At 67.6% G+C, this 19,151-nt stretch carries 16 protein-coding genes and 1 pseudogene; 8 read left to right on the top strand and 9 right to left on the bottom strand.

What is annotated here, in order from left to right; all coding sequences use genetic code 11:
* Positions 1–67 precede the first annotated feature (67 nt).
* Both AC5P65_RS18955 and AC5P65_RS18950 read left to right on the top strand, forming a co-directional pair.
* Positions 68–535 (top strand): SET domain-containing protein, encoded by a 468-nt coding sequence (locus tag AC5P65_RS18955; RefSeq protein ID WP_026346957.1) that lies wholly within the window; start codon positions 68–70, stop codon positions 533–535.
* A 161-nt stretch (positions 536–696) separates the two neighbouring features.
* Positions 697–1,239, top strand: a complete 543-nt coding sequence (locus AC5P65_RS18950; RefSeq protein ID WP_019659400.1) for a type 1 glutamine amidotransferase domain-containing protein — start codon at positions 697–699, stop codon at positions 1,237–1,239.
* 72 nt (positions 1,240–1,311) lie between these two features.
* Here the strand turns inward: AC5P65_RS18950 and AC5P65_RS18945 are convergent, their stop codons facing one another.
* The 4 genes from AC5P65_RS18945 to AC5P65_RS18930 form a co-directional block, all read right to left on the bottom strand.
* Positions 1,312–1,908, bottom strand: a complete 597-nt coding sequence (locus AC5P65_RS18945; protein ID WP_019659399.1) for a YceB family lipoprotein — start codon at positions 1,906–1,908, stop codon at positions 1,312–1,314.
* A gap of 82 nt (positions 1,909–1,990) precedes the next feature.
* Entirely contained in the window at positions 1,991–2,539 is a 549-nt protein-coding gene (locus AC5P65_RS18940) for a hypothetical protein (protein ID WP_019659398.1), read from the bottom strand.
* 55 nt (positions 2,540–2,594) lie between these two features.
* Positions 2,595–2,903 carry a DUF3861 family protein gene (locus AC5P65_RS18935; protein WP_019659397.1) on the bottom strand — a complete coding sequence of 103 codons (309 nt, stop codon included), beginning with the start codon at positions 2,901–2,903 and terminating at the stop codon, positions 2,595–2,597.
* 281 nt (positions 2,904–3,184) lie between these two features.
* Complete coding sequence (locus AC5P65_RS18930) at positions 3,185–3,583, bottom strand: HU family DNA-binding protein (RefSeq protein WP_005408442.1); 399 nt, start codon at positions 3,581–3,583, stop codon at positions 3,185–3,187.
* A gap of 372 nt (positions 3,584–3,955) precedes the next feature.
* Between AC5P65_RS18930 and AC5P65_RS18925 the strand changes: the two genes are divergently transcribed.
* Positions 3,956–4,387, top strand: a complete 432-nt coding sequence (locus AC5P65_RS18925; RefSeq protein ID WP_111098229.1) for an OsmC family protein — start codon at positions 3,956–3,958, stop codon at positions 4,385–4,387.
* Positions 4,388–4,486: 99 nt separating this feature from the next.
* On the opposite strand, the gene AC5P65_RS18920 is transcribed toward AC5P65_RS18925, so the two are convergent.
* Positions 4,487–5,365, bottom strand: coding sequence for a PhzF family phenazine biosynthesis protein (locus AC5P65_RS18920; RefSeq protein ID WP_019659395.1), 879 nt, complete (start codon positions 5,363–5,365; stop codon positions 4,487–4,489).
* A gap of 113 nt (positions 5,366–5,478) precedes the next feature.
* Complete coding sequence (locus AC5P65_RS18915; RefSeq protein WP_111098230.1) at positions 5,479–6,354, bottom strand: PhzF family phenazine biosynthesis protein; 876 nt, start codon at positions 6,352–6,354, stop codon at positions 5,479–5,481.
* 75 nt (positions 6,355–6,429) lie between these two features.
* On the opposite strand from AC5P65_RS18915, the gene AC5P65_RS18910 reads away from it, so the two are divergent.
* The 3 genes from AC5P65_RS18910 (at position 6,430) to murD (ending at position 11,843) form a co-directional block, all read left to right on the top strand.
* A complete protein-coding gene (locus tag AC5P65_RS18910) occupies positions 6,430–9,024 on the top strand; it encodes a bifunctional aspartate kinase/diaminopimelate decarboxylase (RefSeq protein ID WP_021203041.1) in 2,595 nt (864 codons plus the stop codon).
* A 76-nt stretch (positions 9,025–9,100) separates the two neighbouring features.
* Positions 9,101–10,453 carry a UDP-N-acetyl-alpha-D-muramoyl-L-alanyl-L-glutamate epimerase gene (murL, locus tag AC5P65_RS18905; RefSeq protein ID WP_111098231.1) on the top strand — a complete coding sequence of 451 codons (1,353 nt, stop codon included), beginning with the start codon at positions 9,101–9,103 and terminating at the stop codon, positions 10,451–10,453.
* Positions 10,434–11,843 carry a UDP-N-acetylmuramoyl-L-alanine--D-glutamate ligase gene (gene murD / locus AC5P65_RS18900; protein WP_111098232.1) on the top strand — a complete coding sequence of 470 codons (1,410 nt, stop codon included), beginning with the start codon at positions 10,434–10,436 and terminating at the stop codon, positions 11,841–11,843. The genes murL and murD overlap by 20 nt, the downstream gene beginning before the upstream one ends.
* Positions 11,844–11,934: 91 nt before the next feature.
* On the opposite strand, the pseudogene AC5P65_RS18895 reads toward murD, so the two are convergent.
* A pseudogene (locus AC5P65_RS18895) lies at positions 11,935–12,120 on the bottom strand (SMI1/KNR4 family protein); the annotation flags it as partial.
* 133 nt (positions 12,121–12,253) lie between these two features.
* On the opposite strand from AC5P65_RS18895, the gene AC5P65_RS18890 reads away from it, so the two are divergent.
* A complete protein-coding gene (locus AC5P65_RS18890; RefSeq protein ID WP_111098233.1) occupies positions 12,254–13,045 on the top strand; it encodes a dienelactone hydrolase family protein in 792 nt (263 codons plus the stop codon).
* Between the two features lie 254 nt (positions 13,046–13,299).
* On the opposite strand, the gene AC5P65_RS18885 is transcribed toward AC5P65_RS18890, so the two are convergent.
* Complete coding sequence (locus AC5P65_RS18885; protein ID WP_111098234.1) at positions 13,300–14,298, bottom strand: polyprenyl synthetase family protein; 999 nt, start codon at positions 14,296–14,298, stop codon at positions 13,300–13,302.
* 214 nt (positions 14,299–14,512) lie between these two features.
* Here AC5P65_RS18885 and AC5P65_RS18880 point away from each other — a divergent pair, with 214 nt between their 5' ends.
* Positions 14,513–16,126: an alpha-glucosidase family protein gene (locus AC5P65_RS18880; RefSeq protein ID WP_111098235.1), complete on the top strand. Its 1,614-nt coding sequence runs from the start codon at positions 14,513–14,515 to the stop codon at positions 16,124–16,126.
* 220 nt (positions 16,127–16,346) lie between these two features.
* Here AC5P65_RS18880 and AC5P65_RS18875 read toward each other — a convergent pair whose 3' ends face one another.
* Positions 16,347–19,103 (bottom strand): TonB-dependent receptor, encoded by a 2,757-nt coding sequence (locus AC5P65_RS18875; protein ID WP_031270010.1) that lies wholly within the window; start codon positions 19,101–19,103, stop codon positions 16,347–16,349.
* Between the last annotated feature and the right edge of the window lie 48 nt (positions 19,104–19,151).

Genomic DNA, 19,151 nt, shown 5'->3' with positions numbered 1-19,151 from the left:
GTGATTTTCGCAATCACCCGGAATGGGCGAGAATCCAGGTTCCATCCGCTGCAAACAGCCCGTGCCGATGCCGAAGAAGATCCAAGCCCGCAAGTCCGCCATCCATGGCAACGGCGTGTTCGCCGTGGCCCCGATCAAGCAGGGCGAGCGCGTGATCCAGTACAAGGGCCTGCTGCGCAGCCACGGCGATGTTGATGCCGATGACAGCGGCGACGTCGAAAGCGGCCACACCTTCCTGTTCACCCTCAACGACGACTGGGTGATCGATGCCAACTACAAAGGCAATGACGCGCGCTGGATCAACCACAGCTGCGAGCCGAACTGCGAGGCCGTGATCGAGGAAGACGAGGACGGCGACAGCCGCGGTGACAAGGTGTTCATCGAGGCGCTGCGTGACATCACGCCCGGCGAGGAACTGACCTACAACTACGGCATCACTCTGGCCGAGCGTCACACTGCCAAGCTGAAGAAGATCTGGGAGTGCCGCTGCGGCTCGCCCAAGTGCACCGGCACCATGCTGCAGCCCAAGCGCTGACCGGTACCGGGTAGGGCCGGCCGCTGGCCGGCATGGCGCGATGCAGGTGCCGGCCAGCGGCCGGCACCACCTGGAGCTCTCCACCTGCCGTGCACGGCAGGGTCACTGCCCTGCAAGGGCCGTTCTTCCATTCTGTCGGCACCCCCAACCGGAGTGCACCCATGGCAGAACGATTGAAGGGCAAGCAGATTGCCATCCTTGCCACCCACGGCTTTGAACAGTCCGAACTGACCGAACCCAAGCGGCTGCTGGAAGCCGAAGGCGCGCGCGTCAGCGTCGTGTCGCCTGCAAAGGAGGCGACGATCAAGGGCTGGAAAGAGAAGAACTGGGGCGACGCCGTTGCAGTGGATATTCCGCTGGATGAGGCCGATCCGGCCAGCTTCGATGCCCTGGTGCTGCCGGGAGGGGTCATCAATCCGGACACGCTGCGTACCGACGAGGCTGTACTCGGCTTTGTCCGCGCAGTAGACGAAGCAGGCAAGCCTGTGGCGGCGATCTGCCATGGCCCGTGGCTGCTGATCAACAGTGGCCTCGCCGATGGCCGCGCGCTGACGTCCTGGCCGTCCCTGCAGCAGGATCTGACCAATGCGGGGGCGAACTGGCGCGATGCCGAGGTGGTGGTCGACGGTAACGTGATCACCAGCCGCAAGCCGGATGACATTCCGGCCTTCAGCGAGGCGGTGGTAAAAGCACTTGCCGCGTGATGCCTTGCCGGTAGTGCCGGCCCCTGGCCGGCACGCAAGTGAGACGCGTGCCGGCCAGCGGCCGGCACTACCTTATTTGCCCAGCAGGCCCGCTGGCACCAGGTTGCCCAGGTTCTGGTTGAAGGTGACCACCAGCTTGCCGTTCTTCACCTGTGCCGACTGCACCTGCAGGGCGCCGAGCATGCCGGCCACGGCCGGGTCCAGCTTGTAGATCGGCTCCCGCTGGGCGTAGTCGCTCAGCCAGGCGTTGAGCAGGCCGCGGGTACGGGAGTCGAGACGACCGCCCTGGTTGGCCGGGGTGAAGTCATCCACGCTCGGCTGCTGCAGGTGGAACCCCTGGGTCTGCGCGTCGTAGCGCAGGCCGCTGCTCAGCTTCACCGTACCAAGTTTGGCCGGGCTACCACCGGCGGTGGCCAGCGCCACATCCATGCCCAGGTTCAAGCGCTCGCCGGCCGGAAGGCTCAGCTGCGGGTGGCTCATCGTCAGGGCGATCAGGCCGCCGAGCGCGTCCTGCGTGCGCGGGAAGCTGCCATCAAGGTACTGCTGTACGTCGCTGGCACCGACCGACAGTTCCCGGCCGGAAATGGAAGGCGCAGCCTGGGCGCCGATTGCAGCGGCGATCAGCACGGTGGAGGCCGCGAGGCGGGTCATCAGGGAACGCAGGCGCATGGCAGAGACCGATGGATGCGGAATGGATGGTTCAAAGAGTAGCCTTGCCGGCTGAATCGCGCGTGCATGCCGCCGCAACGGTTCAGTCCAGCGATGGCCGCAGTTGTGCCGACTGGATCTGCCAGGCGCTGCCGTCGGCGCTGGGTTGCACCCGGTACCAGCCGCCGAAGCGGAAGGTGCCTTCAGGAGTCACCGCGCGGATCCGCACCGGAACCTCCAGCAGCTGAGGCGGCTGGTGGCCGTCGCGCGCGATCGGCAGCTCGCTGGTCAGGCGCAGGCTGCGTACGTCCGTCAGCTGGCGCAATGCGGCATCGTCAGCGCGCCGGGCATCGCTGGGCGGGAAAGTCCACGCGGCGTCGGCGGCCTTGCGATCGCGATTGAGCAGGGCCATGACATACGCGTTGAGCATGGCCGCGGGCAGCTCGGCGTCGGCCGCGACGGCGGCAAACAGGGGATCGACATCGATGGCCCGCGCAGCCGCTGCATCGCTTGCTGCGGCGGTCTGTGGCTTCGTGCTGGCAGTCGTCCTGGCCGCTACCGGCGGTGCGGCATCCGCTGCGTCGGATTGCGATGGCGGCCTGGAGCAGGCCAGCAGCACCAGTGGTGCGATCAGTATCAGGAACCTGCGCATGCCAGCCTCCTCCCCGAGGCGAACGGAAGGAGGCAGTGTATCGGCTGTGCGGCGATCAGCGGGAGGAGGGCAGCTGTTCCAGTGCATCCAGCGCCGGCAGCACCTGCGCGGCGATGGCGGCCAGGGCATGGCCTTCTGTTTCGGCGTGGCGCTGCACGATGTCGCGCAGCAGCTGGGTGGCGATCACCAGGGTCGCGCGCTCGTCGCCGCTGACGCCAGCGGTGCGCGGCGCCGCTTCCAGCAGGCGCATGAGGTCTCGGCTGGCGCGATGTTCCAGTTCGATGGTGCAGCGCCCGGTGCACTGCAACCCGTCCTTTTCGATGGGGGTCACCGAGATCCGGTAGCGGGTGGAGGGGCTGGCCATGGGGGTGCTCGCCGTAGCTGTGGAGGATGTGCCCACCATAGGCAAGGCCACGGCCGGCGGCGACGGCCACCGCTGCACGCAGTGTTCCACCCGGTACGTGCCAGCGCCTGCCGGGCGGCGCCCGGCCAGTGACGGCGGGCCTGAGCGGTCGTTTCCCGATATGCGGCAACGCTGTGTTGCGGATGGCCCCGGGGCGGCGCATCCACGCATGGCGCGGGAAGCGCGCAAAAAAAACGGGACGGCCAGAGCCGTCCCGTTGCAATCCGCGTTGGGGCGCGCGCTTACAGCGCGGCGTCCTTCAGCTTCTTCAGCGGACGCACCTTCAGCTTGGTGGTGGCCGGCTTGGCAGCGAACCACTGCTCTTCCTTGGTGAACGGGTTGATGCCCTTGCGCTTCGGCTTGGCCGGCACATTGACGGTGGTGATCTTCAGCAGGCCCGGCAGGGTGAACGAGCCAGCGCCCTTCTTGTGCACCGAGGAGGCGACGGCGCTTTCCAGCGAGGCCAGCACAGCGCGGACGTCCTTGGCGACGACGCCGGAGGCTTCAGCGATGTGTGCAACCAGGCCGGACTTGGTCAGCACTTCCTTGATCGGCTTCGGAGCGGCCGGCTTGGCGGCTGCCTTCGTCGCGACTTTCTTCACTGCCTTCTTCGGGGCAGCCTTCTTAGCGGTCTTTGCCATGGTTTCCTGTTCCGTGAACGGTTGGTTGTTTGGTCGGCGCCGAACCCCGTCGGCAAGCGCAATGTAGGGCAACTCTTGGGCGCCGCCAATAGCCCGAAGCGCGGAAAGTGCATGTTTTTTCATATCCAGGCCGATTCAGTACATGGCCGGCGGTGGGGGCTGGGGGCGTGTCAGCGTGCTCGAAGCCCGCCGCCTGCCCATTGGTGCACTGCGCGAAACCACTGAAAACAAGAGGAAAATGCGTTGCGCGCTGGCGAGGAAGTGTCCATCTTCCGGGGTCGGGGGCGACGTGGGGCGTGCGGCGGAGCGACGCAGGGCTAACGCGTGGCATGCGAGGGTGGCCGTTCATCACCGCCACGCAGGAGCAGCACAATGGGAATCTCGCGACACGCCACCGCGCACTGGGAAGGCGATCTGAAGTCGGGCAAGGGGCAGCTGAGCACGCCGCAGAGTGGACTGCTGGACAGGACCCGCTACGGCTTCAACAGCCGCTTCGGCGACGAAAAGGGCACCAATCCGGAAGAGCTGATTGCCGCCGCACATGCCGGCTGTTTCACCATGGCGCTGTCGGCCAAGCTCGGCGAGGCTGGCTTTACCCCGACCTCGCTGGACACCGAAGCCAAGGTCGACCTGTCGATGGAAGGCGGCCCGCAGCTGTCGCAGATCCGGCTGAAGGTAAAGGCGGTGGTGCCTGGCATCGACGCGACGCAGTTCCGCGCCATTGCCGATGACGCCAAGCAGAACTGCCCGGTGTCCAAGGCGCTCAGTGCGGTGCCGATCAGCCTGGAAGCCGAACTGGGCTGAGCCGACGCATCTGTAGAGCCGAGCCCATGCTCGGCTTCTGCAGCTCCCGTGATCTGGCCGGAGAGCAGCCGAGCGCGGGCTCGGCTCTACAGTGTCCCTTTACCAATCGATGGTGCCGGTGATGACGGTCTGCACCTGGCCGCCTGACCATACCTCGCCATCCTCATCGACCAGCAGGGTCAGGCGCGCGTCATGGCCGACTTCGCGGCCTTGGCTGACTTCGAACGGCGTCCGCCCACGCGGCAGCGCGTCGCGCAGGTCCAGCCATGCGGCAAGCACCGCATTGGCCGCACCCGAGGCGGCGTCCTCGAAGCGGCGACCGTTGCCGACGAAGGCACGCACGGCCAGATCGAATCCCTCACCGCCATCGCTGAAGGCATAGGCGAACACGCCCATGCTGTCGGTGGACTCGGCCAGTGCGGCCACCGCATCCCAGTCGGGCTGCAGGGCGCGCAACGCGGCTTCATCGGCCACCTGCACCACCCACCAGCTACGCCCGCCCTGCATGCGCGCCGGCGGCAACGAACCCAGCGGCCAGCCCCTCAGTGCAGCCTGCAGGCGTGGATCGCAGGCCTCGGCAGTTTCGGCCAGCTGCGCGCGCGGGGTGCGGATGGCGATGCGCTGTTGCGTACCCTCACCGCTGACGCGCAGCGGCAGCGCGCCGGCAATGCCGTCCTGCACCAGCACACCGTCAACCGCTCCGGCCAGGCCCACCTGCAGCACCGCATGCGCGGTGCCGACGCTGGGGTGGCCGGCGAACGGCACTTCCTTCTGCGGGCTGAACATGCGCAGCCGGTAGCTGGCACCGGCTGCCTGGGGCGGGAACACGAAGGTGGTCTCGGGCAGACGCGTCCAGCGCGCGATCGCCTGCATGCTGGCGTCGTCCAGGCCCTCGGCATCGAGCACCACGGCCAGCGGATTGCCAGCGCCGGCGCGCGGGGAGAACACATCCAGCTGCAGGAAACGGCGGGTGGTCATCGGGGCGAAACTCCAGGATCGGTTGGCGCGCAGCTTAACGCGCGGTTGTAGAGCCGAGCCCATGCTCGGCTGTGTCGGGGTGTGAGAAGAAGCAGCCGAGCGTGGGCTCGGCTCTACAGCCAACGGATCTGGCCGTCGATGACCGGCTGCACCTGGCCGCCGATCCACACCGTGCCCTGCGCGTCGACCTGCACCTGCACGCGGCCATCGCGGCCCACTTCGCGGCCCTGGCTGGCCACGTAGCGGCCCTCGCGGCCGGGCAGAGCATTCCGCTGCCGCAGCCAGGCGCCTATCAGCGCATTGGCACTGCCGGTCACTGGATCCTCGGGCACGGCGGGCGCATCAGCGGGGCAGAAGGCACGCACCACGCGGGTGTGGTCGGAGCTGGCCTCGTCGGCGAAGACGGCCAAGCCTGTAGCGTCGGTGGCGAGACTCCAGGCGGCCAGCGCGGCCATGTCCGGTGCCAGCCCGCGTACGGCGGCGGCGTCGCGTAGCGGCAACAGCCACCAGCACGCGCCGTTGTCCCAGAGTTCGGGCACGTGCCCGTTGGCGGCGAGGGCCAGCAGTGTTTCGGGTGCTCCGTCCGCGGCCGTGTCCAGTTGCCGTGCCGGCGGGCTGGCCAGCTGGATCTGCAGTGCCTCGACCGGGCCGCTCACCCGTACCGGCAGCAACCCTGCCACGCACTGCTGCAGCAGGGCGCCGTCGCGAGGCTGGGCCAGGCCGCAGGTCACCGCCGCCCAGGCGGCGCCGACGCTGGGGTGGCCGGCAAACGCCAGCTCGCGGGTCGGGGTGAAGATGCGGATGTGGTAATCGGCGCCGGGCGCGGTGGGGCGCAGGAAGAACACCGTCTCGGAGAGGTTCAGCCAGGTAGCCAGGGCCTGCATCTGGCGGCTGGAGAGCCCGTCGGCGTCCAGGATGGCGCCCAGCGGGTTGCCGGTGCCGGGGCGGGCGGCGAAGACATCGAGCTGCAGGTAACGGAGGACGGCCATCTACGGGGATATTGCGCTTAGAATCAAAGGTTCCGCCCCCGAGGGCGGCTTCCCCACATTCTACATAGCCAATCCATGTCAGCTTCCCCCCTTGTCGATCGTTGGATCGTACTGAAGTTCGGCGGCACTTCGGTGTCGCGTCGTCACCGCTGGGACACGATCGGGAAGCTGGCGAAAAAACGCGCGGAAGAGACCGGCTCGCGCGTGCTGGTGGTGGTATCGGCGCTGTCCGGGGTCACCAACGAACTGACCGCGATTGCCGACGGCGCGCCCGATAGCCGGGACCGCGTGGCAGCGCTGGTCGAACGCCATGAAGGCTTCCTGGCCGAACTCGGCCTGGGTCGCGAGGTGCTGGCCGAACGGCTGGCCGCGCTGCAGGGCCTGCTCGACGATGCGCGTGCAGCCACCCGTCCGCTCGACTGGCAGGCCGAAGTGCTGGGCCAGGGCGAGCTGCTGTCCTCCACCCTGGGCGCGGCCTACCTGCGCGCCTCGGGCCTGGACATGGGCTGGATGGATGCCCGCCAGTGGCTGGACGCGATGCCGCCGCAGCCGAACCAGAGCGACTGGTCGCAGCGCCTGTCGGTGAACTGCCAGTGGCGCGCAGACGCGGAGTGGGTGCAGCGCTTCCGCGCGCAGCCGACCCGCCTGCTGATCACCCAGGGCTTCATTTCGCGGCATGCCGATGGCGGTACCGCCATCCTCGGCCGTGGTGGCTCGGATACCTCGGCGGCGTATTTCGGTGCGCTGCTCGGCGCCAGCCGGGTGGAGATCTGGACCGATGTGCCGGGCATGTTCAGCGCCAATCCCAAGGACGTGCCGGACGCGCGCCTGCTGACCCGCCTGGACTATTACGAAGCGCAGGAAATCGCCACCACCGGCGCCAAAGTGCTTCACCCGCGCTCGATCAAGCCGTGCCGCGATGCCGGCGTGCCGATGGCCATCCTCGATACCGAGCGCCCGGAACTGCCGGGCACCAGCATCGATGGCAGCGCCGCACCGGTGCCGGGGGTGAAGGCGATCAGCCGCCGCAACGGCATCGTGCTGGTGTCGATGGAAGGCATCGGCATGTGGCAGCAGGTCGGCTTCCTGGCCGATGTGTTCAACCTGTTCAAGAAGCACGGCCTGTCGGTGGACCTGATCGGTTCGGCCGAGACCAACGTCACCGTGTCGCTGGACCCGTCCGAGAACCTGGTCAACACCGATGTGCTGGCCGCGCTGTCGGCCGACCTGTCGCAGATCTGCAAGGTGAAGGTGATCGTGCCGTGCGCGGCGATCACCCTGGTGGGCCGCGGCATGCGCTCGCTGCTGCACAAGCTGTCGGACGTGTGGGCCACCTTCGGCCGCGAGCGCGTGCACATGATCTCGCAGTCGTCCAACGACCTGAACCTGACCTTCGTCATCGACGAGGCCGATGCCGATGGCCTGCTGCCGATCCTGCACGCCGAGCTGATCGACAGCGGCGCGATGCCGGTGGAGGAGACCGAAGTGTTCGGCCCGCGCTGGCGCGAGATTGCCGGCACCGTGCGCCCGCGCGGCACGCCGTGGTGGCGCGGCCAGCGTGCGCACCTGCTGCAGCTGGCCGATGCCGGTACGCCGCGCTACGTCTATCACCTGCCGACGGTGCGCGCCCGCGCCCGTGCACTGGCCGCAATCAAGCCGATCGACCAGCGCTACTACGCGATCAAGGCCAACAGCCACCCGGCCATCCTGCAGCTGCTGGAAGCCGAAGGCTTCGGCCTGGAGTGCGTGTCGCACGGCGAGCTGAAGCATGTGTTCCAGCACCTGCCGGAACTGTCGCCCAGGCGCGTGCTGTTCACCCCCAGCTTCTGTCCGCGCAGCGAGTACGAGGCGGCGTTCGCGCTGGGCGTGACCGTGACCGTCGACAACGTGGAAGCGCTGCAGCGCTGGCCGGACCTGTTCCGCAACCGCGAGCTGTGGCTGCGCGTCGATCTGGGCCGGGGTGAGGGCCACCACGCCAAGGTCCGTACCGGTGGCAAGGAGTCCAAGTTCGGCCTGCCGATCGCCCGCGTCGACGAGTTCGTGCGCGCGGCCACCGAACTGGGCAGCCGCGTGGTGGGCCTGCATGCGCACCTGGGCAGCGGCGTGGAAACCGCGCAGCACTGGCGCCTGATGTGCGATGAGCTGGCCGGTTTCGCCCGCCGCATCGGCAGCGTGCAGACCATCGATATCGGTGGCGGCCTGCCGATTCCGTACAGCGACGAAGACGAACCCTTCGACCTGGACGCCTGGGCCGAGGGCCTGGCCGAGGTCAAGGCGCTGCACCCGGCATTCCGCCTGGCGATCGAGCCGGGCCGCTACCTGGTGGCCGAATCGGGCGTGCTGCTCACCCATGCCACCCAGGTGGTGGAGAAGGACGGCGTGCGCCGTGTCGGCCTGGACGCCGGCATGAACGCACTGATGCGCCCGGCGCTGTACGACGCCTGGCATGACATCGAGAACCTCAGCCGCCAGGGCGGTTATGCCGAAGCGGCGTTCGATGTGGTCGGCCCGATCTGCGAATCCAGCGATGTGTTCGGCAAGCGCCGCAAGCTGCCGGTGTCCACCGCGCCGGACGACGTGATGCTGATCGCAGATGCCGGTGCCTACGGCTATGTGATGGCCAACACCTACAACCAGCGGATGTTGCCGCGCGAAGACGTGATCGAATGATCACCATGCGCGCCCTGCACCCGCCCACCGACACGCCCCGCGCCCTCGCGCGGGCCCGTGCCTGACCGGATACACCATGACTGCTTTCGACAAACACCAGGTTTCCCGCTTCCGCTTCGTCCGTTGCGACTTCGCAGCGGATACCGGCGTGGCCCGGCTGGTCTACGCCTTCGACGACGGCCCGGAGATGGTGGAAACCATCACCGTGCCCGGTGCCCCGTTCGCGCTGGACGAGGCGCGCGCCGCCGCCGTGCAGCGTGCGCTGCAGCTGCTGCACCTGATTGCCGGCGTCAGCTACTACAAGGCCGGCGTACCGGATACGGTCAGCATCGACAGTTACAGCATCGATGCCGATACCGCCGCACTGGTGGAGACCATTTACCTCAATGGCCTGGGCGAATTCGCCTACCGCAACGGCCTGAACCTGCGCGGCCGCTTCCGGTTGCCGGTGCAGGGCGAGGCCGTGCAGGCGCCGGCGCTGGGTCTGCGGTCGCACGCGCTGGTGGCCATCGGCGGCGGCAAGGATTCGCTGGTGAGCATCGAAGCGCTGCGCCGTGCCGGCGTGGACGAGACCGTGACCTGGATCGGTGGCTCGCAGCTGATCCGTGCGTGCGCCGAGCGCACCGGCCTGCCGACATTGAACCTGGGCCGCACGCTGGCGCCGGAACTGTTCGAGTTGAACCGCCAAGGCGCCTGGAACGGCCATATCCCGGTGACGGTGGTGAACTCGGCAATCATGGTGCTGGCCGCGTTGCTGCACGGCGTGGACCAGGTCGTGTTCTCCAACGAGCGTTCGGCCAGCTACGGCAGCCAGATTCCGGGCACCGGCGAAGTGAATCACCAGTGGTCCAAGGGCTGGGCCTGCGAGCAGGCGTTCGGCAGCCATGTGCGGAAGTACGTGGCGGCGGACCTGCAGTACTACTCGCTGCTGCGCCCGATGTCCGAGCTGGCGGTGGCCCGCCAGTTCGCCAAGACCGATTTCTACGACGCGCACTTCTCCAGCTGCAACCGCAATTTCCACATCCTCGGCGAGCGCCCGGTGAACCGCTGGTGCGGCGTCTGCCCGAAGTGCCATTTCGTCTTCCTGGCGCTGGCCCCGTTCATGCCCAAGACGCGCCTGGTGCGCATCTTTGGCCGCAACCTGCTGGACGATGCCGAACAGGCCGGTGGCTTCGACGCGCTGCTGGAATTCCAGGACCACAAGCCGTTCGAGTGCGTGGGCGAAGGCCGCGAATCGCGTGCGGCGATGGCGACCTTGGCGCAGCGCCCGGAATGGAAGGAAGACCTGTTGGTGAAGCGCTTCTGCAACGAGATCCAGCCGCAGCTGGATGCCGCCGAACTGGAACTGGTACCTCTGCTGCAGTTGCAGGGCGAGCACCGCGTTCCGGCTGCGCTGTGGGAACGGGTGCGTGAAGATTTCGAAGCTTGAAGGAAAGCGCGTCGCGCTGTGGGGCTGGGGCCGTGAGGGCCGCGCCGCGTTTGCGGTGCTGCGTGAGCGCCTGCCAACGCTTGGCCTGAGCCTGTTCTGCCCGGCCGCTGAAGCCGAAGCCGCGCGTGCGGAAACGCAGGGCGCGCTGCAGGTACTTGGCGAACCCTCGGCCGAAGCGCTGGCCGCGTTCGATGTGGTGATCAAGTCGCCCGGCATCAGCCCTTACCAGCCGATCGCGCTGGCGGCGGCAGAGCAGGGCACCACCTTCATCGGCGGCACCGCGCTGTGGTTTGCGGAGCACGCGGCTGACGATGGCATCGTGCACGACACCGTGTGCGTGACCGGCACCAAGGGCAAGAGCACCACCACCGCGCTGGTCGCGCACCTGCTGCGGGCCGCCGGGCATCGCACCGGACTGGTCGGCAACATCGGCCTGCCGCTGCTTGAAGTGCTGGATCCGCAGCCCGCGCCCGAGTACTGGGCGGTGGAACTGTCCAGTTACCAGACCGGTGAAGTGGCGCGCAGTGGCGCTCATCCGCAGGTGGCGGTGGTACTGAACCTGTTCCCGGAACACCTGGACTGGCACGGCAGCGAACAGCGTTACATCGAGGACAAGCTGCGGCTGGTGACTGAAGCTGCGCCGCGCATCGCCGTGCTCAATGCCGCAGATCCGCACCTGGCGGCACTGTCGCTGCCCGAGAGTGAGGTGGTCTGGTTCAACCAGCCGCAGGGCTGGCACATGCGGGGCGACATCGTGCATCGCGGTGAGCAGGCCGTGTTCGATACCCGTATCACGCCGCTGCCGGGCCGTCACAATCGCGGCAACCTGTGCGCGGTGCTGGCCGCGCTGGAAGCACTGGGCCTGGACGCGGTGGCGCTGGCACCGGCGGTGCAGGATTTCCGCCCGCTGCCGAACCGCCTGCAGCGCATCGGCGTGGCCGATGGCCTGACCTACGTCAACGATTCGATCAGCACCACGCCGCACGCCAGCCTGGCCGCGCTGGAGTGCTTCGCCGGGCAGCGCATCGCGCTGCTGGTGGGCGGGCACGACCGTGGCCTGGACTGGACCGATTTCATGCAGCACATGGCCCACGACGTGCCACCGGTGGAGATCGTGACCATGGGCAGCAACGGCCCGCGCATCCATGCCATGCTGCAGCCGCTGGCCGATGCCGGCCGCTTCGGTCTGCACGCGGCGTCGGATCTGCCCGAGGCGATGGCCTTGGCGCGCGCCGCGCTGGGGGCGCAGGGCGGTGTGGTTCTGCTGTCGCCGGGCGCGCCAAGCTTTGGTGCCTACCGCGATTACGTGGCGCGTGGCCGCCATTTCGCCGAGCTGGCCGGGTTCGATCCGGACAGCATCAGCGCGATTCCGGGGTTGGGCATCGCCTGATCCGCCGGATCGGGGTCGGATCCCTTTCCTCAGGAAAGGGCTCTGACCCCGGCGAGTTACCATGGGCGTATCCCCGGACGGACCCGGATAGCCGCATGTGCACGTTCATTACCCTGCTCCTGCCCGCATCCTTCAGGCTGCCCGGCACCTGCGGCCACTGCACACGCAGGCGCTGCAGGTCCTCGGCGCTGGCGCCCTGGACATGTGCCCATTGCGGGGCATCCTCGGCAGGCAAACGCGGGATCAGGCCAGACAGAAAGCGATCAACAAGATTCATGCGAAAAAAGGGGACGGAGGGGATTAAGTCGTATCCAACCACACCTGCGTCACGCCGCCAATGCAGAATGCGACGCGGGAGGGGCGAATACGGCTTAATCCCCTCCGTCCCCTTTTTCTTGCGGAGCAGGCGCATGAATCGTTGGCGATGCGGTGTGGCGATGATCCTGGGGCTGGCGACGATGCCGGCGTGGGCGGCGATGAAGACGCAGCCGGTGGAGTGGAAGCACCAGGGCACGACCTTCAGTGGCGTGCTGGTCTATGACGATGGTGGGCACGACAAGCGCCCGGGCCTGGTGATGGTGCCGAACTGGAAGGGTGTGAACGAGTCGGCCATCGAGAAGGCCAAGCAGCTGGCCGGTGATGACTACGTGGTGCTGGTGGCCGATGTCTATGGCAAGGACGTGCGGCCGAAGAGTGATGCGGAGGCGGGGCCGGTGGCCAGCAAGCTGCGCAATGACCGGCCGCTGCTTCGTGCGCGTGCACTGCAAGCGGTGAACGTGCTCAAGGCGCAGGCCGGCAAGGTGCCGCTGGATGCCAGCCGGATCGGTGCGGTCGGTTTCTGTTTCGGTGGCACCACGGTGCTGGAGCTGGCCCGCGCCGGTGCGCCGCTGGCCGCTGTGGTCAGCCTGCACGGTGGGTTGGGTTCGCCCTTGCCGGCGCAGGCCGGTGGCACCCATCCGTCCGTGCTGGTGCTCAATGGGGCCGATGACAAGAGCGTGACCGCCGAGGACATCGCCGCTTTCCAGAAGGAAATGGACGCGGCCAAGGTCGATTGGGAGTTCACCAACTACAGCGGTGCCGTGCACTGCTTCGCCGAGCGCGACGCCAACAGCCCGCCGGGGTGCCAGTACAACGAGCGGGCGGCCAAGCGCGCGTGGAAGGCGCTGGATGAGTTCTTCGAGGAGCGCTTCGAGAAACGTTGATTCGTGCAGCGGTAGTGCCGGCCGCTGGCCGGCAACCTCATGATGCTGCGGATGTCATCGGGAATGCCGACCAACGGTCGGCACCTACCGATGCTTCAATGCCGGCCAGCGGCCGGCACCTACCGAGGCTTCAATGCCGGCCAGCGGCCGGCACTACCAGATGCGGTCAATGCGACCGTTTCAGTGGCGACCAACGGTCGGCACCCACCGGAATGCCGGTTTGGTAGGTGCCGACCGTTGGTCGGCACTACCGGTCAATGCGAGCGCTGCACCGCGTAGCGGGCCAGGCCGCGCAGGGCGGCGACCGCGTCGTTGTCGCCCAAGCCATCGAGCGCGCGCTCGGCGGCTTCGGCGTATTCCTCCGCACGCGCGCGGCTGTACTCCAGGCCGCCGGTGACGCGGATCGCGGCCAGCACTTCCGGCATCGCCGAGGCGTCGCCGTCCTGCACGATGGTGCGCAGGCGTTCGCGGGTAGCGTCGTCGGAGTGGGCCATCGCGTGGATCAGCGGCAGCGTGGCCTTGCCCTCGGCGAGGTCGTCGCCCAGGTTCTTGCCCAGCTCCTCGGCGTTGGCCGAGTAGTCCAGCACGTCGTCGGCAATCTGGAACGCGTAGCCCAGGTGCATGCCGTAGTCGAACAGGGCCTGTTGCTTGGCTTCGTCTACGCCACTGGCCAGCGCGCCCAGGCGGGTGCCGGCGGCGAACAGCACCGCGGTCTTGCGCTCGATCACGCGCAGGTACGCGGCTTCGTCAGTATCGGGGTTGTGCACGTGCAGCAGCTGCAACACCTCACCCTCAGCGATGCGGTTGGTGGCATCGGCCAGGATCTGCATCACCGACATGCGCTCCAGTTCGACCATCAGCTGGAAGCTGCGCGAGTACAGGAAGTCGCCCACCAGCACGCTGGGCGCGTTGCCCCACAGCGCGTTGGCGGTGCTGCGGCCACGGCGCAGGCTGGATTCGTCCACCACGTCGTCGTGCAGCAGGGTGGAGGTGTGGATGAACTCGATGATCGCCGCCAGCTGGTGGTGCTCCGGGCCGGCCTGGCCGACCGCATGGCCGGCCAGCATCACCAGCATCGGGCGCAGGCGTTTGCCGCCGGCGGAAATGATGTGGTCGGCGATCTGGTTGATCAGCACGACGTCCGAAGACAGCCGGCGCCGGATCAGGGCGTCGACGGCGGCCATGTCGGCCGCGGCAAGCGACTGGATCTGGGGCAGGCCCAGGGCGGGACGGGTGTCTTCGGTGATGGTCATGCGATCAGGCTTTCAGGCTCACCACTGATTATAGGCGCTGGCCGTGAATTCGGGCGCAAACCGGTCCGCGCGGCAATTCCAGCCCGGCCTGCGCGGCCCTCCGCGTGAATACGTATGCAGGTTGCGCCATGCCCGGGAGGCCACCGCTAAGCTTGCCGGATCAGGATTTCGGCCCGCTGCCGGCGGGTCCCGCATGCCCGGAGGGGGGCTGTCGATGTCGCACTATCCATGGTGGCGCGGAGCCGTCATCTATCAGATCTACCCGCGCAGTTACCTCGATGCCAACGGCGATGGCGTGGGCGATCTGCCCGGCATCATCCAGCGCCTGGACCACATTGCCGCGCTGGGCGTGGATGCAATCTGGATCTCGCCGTTCTTCAAGTCGCCGATGGCCGACTTCGGCTACGACATCGCCGATTACCGCGACGTTGATCCGCTGTTCGGCAGCCTGGACGACTTCGACCGCCTGTTGGCCAAGGCCCACGGCCTGGGCCTGAAGGTGATGATCGACCAGGTGCTGAGCCACACGTCGATCGAGCATGCCTGGTTCCGCGAGAGCCGCCAGGACCGCAGCAACCCGAAGGCCGACTGGTACGTCTGGGCCGACCCGCGCGAGGATGGCACCCCGCCCAACAACTGGCTGTCGCTGTTCGGCGGCTGCGCCTGGCAGTGGGAGCCGCGCCGTGAGCAGTACTACCTGCACAACTTCCTGGTCGACCAGCCGGACCTGAACTTCCATCACCCGGACGTGCAGCAGGCCACACTGGACAATGTGCGCTTCTGGCTGGACCGCGGCGTGGATGGCTTCCGCCTGGATGCGATCAACTTCTGCTTCCACGATGCGCAGCTGCGTGACAACCCGCCCAAGCCGGCGGAGAAGCGGGTGGGGCGCGGCTTCAGCCCGGACAACCCGTACGCCTACCAGTACCACTACTACAACAACACCCAGCCTGAGAACCTGCCGTTCCTGGAGCGCCTGCGCGCGCTGCTGGATCAGTACCCGGGCGCGGTCAGCCTGGGCGAGATATCCTCGGAGGACTCGCTGGCGACCACCGCCGAGTACACCCGCGAAGGCCGCCTGCACATGGGCTACAGCTTCGAGCTGCTGGTGGACGACTACAGCGCGGCCTACATCCGCGATACGGTCTCGCGGCTGGAAGCGGCGATGACCGAAGGCTGGCCGTGCTGGGCGGTGTCCAATCACGACGTGGAGCGTGCGGTCAGCCGCTGGGGCGGTCACCCGGCCGATCCGCGCCTGGCGCGGATGCTGGTGGCGATGCTGTGCTCGCTGCGCGGTTCGGTCTGCCTGTACCAGGGCGAGGAGCTGGGCCTGGCCGAGGCCGAGGTGCCGTTCGAGGCCCTGCAGGACCCGTATGGCATCACCTTCTGGCCGAATTTCAAGGGCCGCGACGGCTGCCGTACCCCGCTGCCATGGACCGATGCGCCATTAGCCGGTTTCACCACCGGGCAGCCCTGGCTGCCGATCCCGGCCGAGCACCGCGCGGCGGCGGTGGCCGTGCAGGAGCGCGACCCGCATTCGGTGCTGGCGGCGTTCCGCGCGTTCCTGGCCTGGCGGCATACCCAGCCGGCCCTCCTGCACGGCAGCATCAGATTCCTTGAAAGTGCCGAGCCTGTGCTGCTGTTCGAGCGTATGCTTGCAGATGAAACCCTCCTGCTGGCCTTCAACCTGTCGGCCGAGGCGGTGACCCATCCGCTGCCGCCGGGGAACTGGCAGCAGGTGGCGGTACCGGGCCCGGATGCGGGCACGATGCAGGGCAACGAACTCCAGCTGCCGCCGCGCGCGGTGTATTGCGCCCGACGCAGCTGACCGTTTTCTCCGGTGGCGGTACTTGCGGGGACGGGGCCGAAGCGCCCCGTCCCTTTTTTGTGGGTGGGCCTTGCCGACCAACGGCCGGCATCCGCGCAAAGGAAAACCCGCTGCCTGCGCAGCGGGTTTCCGGTCCTGCTCCTGGCTTCCGTCGCCGGGCATGGCCCGGCGCTACCGATGGGGTGGTTGCCGGCCAGCGGCCGGCACTACCCGGCTGTGGTCAGAACTTGTAGTTCACGCCCAGCATGTAGGTGCGGCCCCATTCGATGTACTCCAGCGGGCGGTCCTTGCTGCCGGCGTAGGTGCGGTACGGCTCGTTGGTCAGGTTGCTGCCCTGCAGCAGCAGGGTCAGGCCACGCAGGGCGCTGCTGTCGCTGAAGGTGTAGCTGACCTGCGCATCGGTCACGTTTTCGCCGACGACATAGCGCAGGCTGCGGTTGCCGTTGAAGTTGCCGATCTCACCGATGAAGTCCGATCGGCGGCGCTGGCTGACGCGTGCTTCAAAACCGCTGCGCTCGTAATAGGCAGTGAAGTTGTACACGCGCTTGGACAGGCCCGGCAGGCTGATCGGGTCACTGCCCACGCTGGAGGCGCTCTCCGGATCCAGGATGGTGATGTCGCTCTTGTTGAAGGTCGCGCTGGCCTGCACGCCGAAGCCACGCAGGCTGTCGGTCAGCATCTCCAGCGGGAACGATGCGGTCAGCTCCAGGCCCTTCAGCGTGCCGCCCTTGCCGTTCTGCGGCGCGGAGAAGGTGCCGGTGGTCAGCACCGGTGCGGTCATGCCCGGCGGCGGCACGTAGCTGCCCAGCAGCGCGGTGAAGTCGTAGTTATCGACCGACTGGGTGTAGACGTAGCTCTTCAGGTCCTTGTAGAAGATCGCGGCGGCCACGTAGGCCTTCTCGCCGAAGTACTTCTCATAGGACAGGTCCAGCGCGGTGGCACGCCATGGGTCCAGCAGCGGATTGCCGCCGCTGCCGCCGGGGCGGCCGGTGCCGGTGTCCACGCCGAACTCCAGGCCGGCGCGCATCTGGTCCACACGTGGGCGTGCGACCTGCTTGGCGACGGCGAAGCGCAGCGTCTGCTGGTGCGGGAACAGGAAGGCCAGGTTCAGGCTCGGCAGCCAATCGTTGTAGGTGCGGCCGTTCGAGTACGGCTGCACGTTGTTGCCGGCCGACTGCGAGCTGTCCCAGTAGCGCGAATCCGAGCTCTGGTCGGTGTGCTGCATCTGCACGCCGATGTTGCCGCGCACGCCGACGTCGCCGATGTCGGCGTTGATGTTCAGGCGCGCCCAGGCGGTGGTGATCTTCTCCTGCACCGTCCACGACTTGGGAATCAGGTAGTCCAGGTTGTCGACCGGGTTGAAGGTCATGTAGCGGCCGACCGCGGCCGGGACGTTCCAGGCCGGGATGGTGCCGAGGCCGGCGAAGCCGAGGTTGACCGGGCGATACTGCAGGTCCGAGGCGATGTTGGCATCGCCCTGCGCACCCAGCAGGATGTTGCCTTCGGACTGGGTCTTCACCTTGCGGCGGTCGGCGTAGTTCACGCCGATGTCGATGTCCGGCGCCCACGACGCGATGGCATCGGGCAGCGCGATGGTGGCGGCCAGCTTGCCACCCTTCAGGCGGTCTTCCACCTGCGGCACCTTGCCGTAGCCGGAGCCGTAGATGGTGTTGGTCAGGAACAGCGCATCGGGATTGGAGTAGTTCAGGCCCGGGCTGATCTGCGAGAAGCCGTTCTGGCGGATCGACACGCCGACCGTATCCAGCTGTGGCATCGGGGTCAGCTGCAGGTTGTTTTCCAGGTTCAGCTCATCGCGCGTGGCCTTGGAGTAGTTCAGGTCGGCGACCAGCTTGACGCCGCTGAAGTTGAACTCGTTGTTCCAGCCGAACGCATCGATCTTGTCCTTGCGCTTGTTGTACATGCCGCGCACCAGCGGGTACACGCCGCTGGCGGTGCCGCCGGTGAACGAACCATTGGCGTTGACCTGCGGGTTGCTGACCAGCAGGCCCGGGGTGTAGTTGCCGTTGTAGTTGCTGAGGTTCAGCTCGAACTGGTTGGCGGTGTCGATCTGCTCGGCTTCGGTGTGGAATGCATCGAAGGTGCTGGTCCAGCTGTTGTTCGGCCGGAACTGGATCGTCGCCATCACGCCGTCGCGCTTGTTGTTGCCGGTGCGGCGCAGCGCCTTGATGCCATCGGAGAAGTAGGTGCCGACGCCCACGCCCGGACGGTCGCCCTTGTCGGTGTGCTCGGTGGTCCACGGCTCGTACAGGCCGACCTGGTTCTCCTGGATCGGCATGTCGCTGTGCGCGTAGCCGATGGCGATGCCCAGGGTCTTGTCCAGGAACTGGTCGATGTAGCTGGCGCTGAAGCGGTTGCCGTATGGATCGACGTTGGCGGCGCGGCCCAGCGAACTCTTCTGGTAGCGGCCACTGACCGCGATCACGCGCTCGCCGAAGCTGAGCGGGCGCGCGGTCTGCATGTCGATGGTGCCCGACAGGCCCTGGCCGACCAGCGCCGCGTCCGGGGTCTTGTACACCGTCACGCCGTTGACCAGCTCGGACGGGTACTGGTCGAACTCGACGCCGCGGTTGTCGCCGGTGCTGACCACTTCGCGGCCGTTGAGCAGGGTGGTGGCGAAGTCCGGCGACAGGCCGCGCACGCTGATCACTTGCGCACGGCCCGCCACGCGCTGCGCGGCCAGGCCGGGCAGGCGCGAGATGGACTCGGCGATGCTGACGTCGGGCAGCTTGCCGATGTCTTCGGCGGAGATCGCTTCGACCACCGAGGTAGCGTCCTGCTTGACCGCGATCGCGCTCTCGATGCCGCGGCGGATGCCGGTGACCTGCACCGTATCGAGGTTGGTGGCGGCGGTGCCGGCCGGCGTGGTGGTGCTCTGCGTGGACTGTGCCGACGCCAGCGTCGGCGCCAGGACAACGGCCAGCGCGATGCTGAGCGCGCTGCGCTTGTGGTTCAACATTTTCCCCTCCCAGGCAATGTTGCAGATCGATTTGTGAGCGTTCCGGCG

It is taken from the genome of Stenotrophomonas sp. YJH_SMC_48-3 (assembly GCF_059369375.1).
The sequence above is the reverse complement of the archived record's forward strand: the minus strand, read 5'-3'. Positions and strand labels throughout refer to the sequence as shown.

Bases quoted from the DNA above. Each gene is read 5' to 3' on its own strand.
- AC5P65_RS18920 (WP_019659395.1), bottom strand. From the start codon at position 5,365: ATGACCACCCGCCGTTTCCTGCAGCTGGATGTGTTCTCCCCGCGCGCC.
- murL (WP_111098231.1), top strand. From the start codon at position 9,101: ATGACTGCTTTCGACAAACACCAGGTTTCCCGCTTCCGCTTCGTCCGT.
- AC5P65_RS18950 (WP_019659400.1), top strand. From the start codon at position 697: ATGGCAGAACGATTGAAGGGCAAGCAGATTGCCATCCTTGCCACCCAC.
- AC5P65_RS18955 (WP_026346957.1), top strand. From the start codon at position 68: ATGCCGAAGAAGATCCAAGCCCGCAAGTCCGCCATCCATGGCAACGGC.
- AC5P65_RS18885 (WP_111098234.1), bottom strand. From the start codon at position 14,298: ATGACCATCACCGAAGACACCCGTCCCGCCCTGGGCCTGCCCCAGATC.
- AC5P65_RS18925 (WP_111098229.1), top strand. From the start codon at position 3,956: ATGGGAATCTCGCGACACGCCACCGCGCACTGGGAAGGCGATCTGAAG.
- AC5P65_RS18890 (WP_111098233.1), top strand. From the start codon at position 12,254: ATGAATCGTTGGCGATGCGGTGTGGCGATGATCCTGGGGCTGGCGACG.
- AC5P65_RS18910 (WP_021203041.1), top strand. From the start codon at position 6,430: ATGTCAGCTTCCCCCCTTGTCGATCGTTGGATCGTACTGAAGTTCGGC.
- AC5P65_RS18940 (WP_019659398.1), bottom strand. From the start codon at position 2,539: ATGCGCAGGTTCCTGATACTGATCGCACCACTGGTGCTGCTGGCCTGC.
- AC5P65_RS18915 (WP_111098230.1), bottom strand. From the start codon at position 6,354: ATGGCCGTCCTCCGTTACCTGCAGCTCGATGTCTTCGCCGCCCGCCCC.
- AC5P65_RS18935 (WP_019659397.1), bottom strand. From the start codon at position 2,903: ATGGCCAGCCCCTCCACCCGCTACCGGATCTCGGTGACCCCCATCGAA.
- AC5P65_RS18875 (WP_031270010.1), bottom strand. From the start codon at position 19,103: ATGTTGAACCACAAGCGCAGCGCGCTCAGCATCGCGCTGGCCGTTGTC.
- AC5P65_RS18945 (WP_019659399.1), bottom strand. From the start codon at position 1,908: ATGCGCCTGCGTTCCCTGATGACCCGCCTCGCGGCCTCCACCGTGCTG.
- AC5P65_RS18880 (WP_111098235.1), top strand. From the start codon at position 14,513: ATGTCGCACTATCCATGGTGGCGCGGAGCCGTCATCTATCAGATCTAC.
- AC5P65_RS18930 (WP_005408442.1), bottom strand. From the start codon at position 3,583: ATGGCAAAGACCGCTAAGAAGGCTGCCCCGAAGAAGGCAGTGAAGAAA.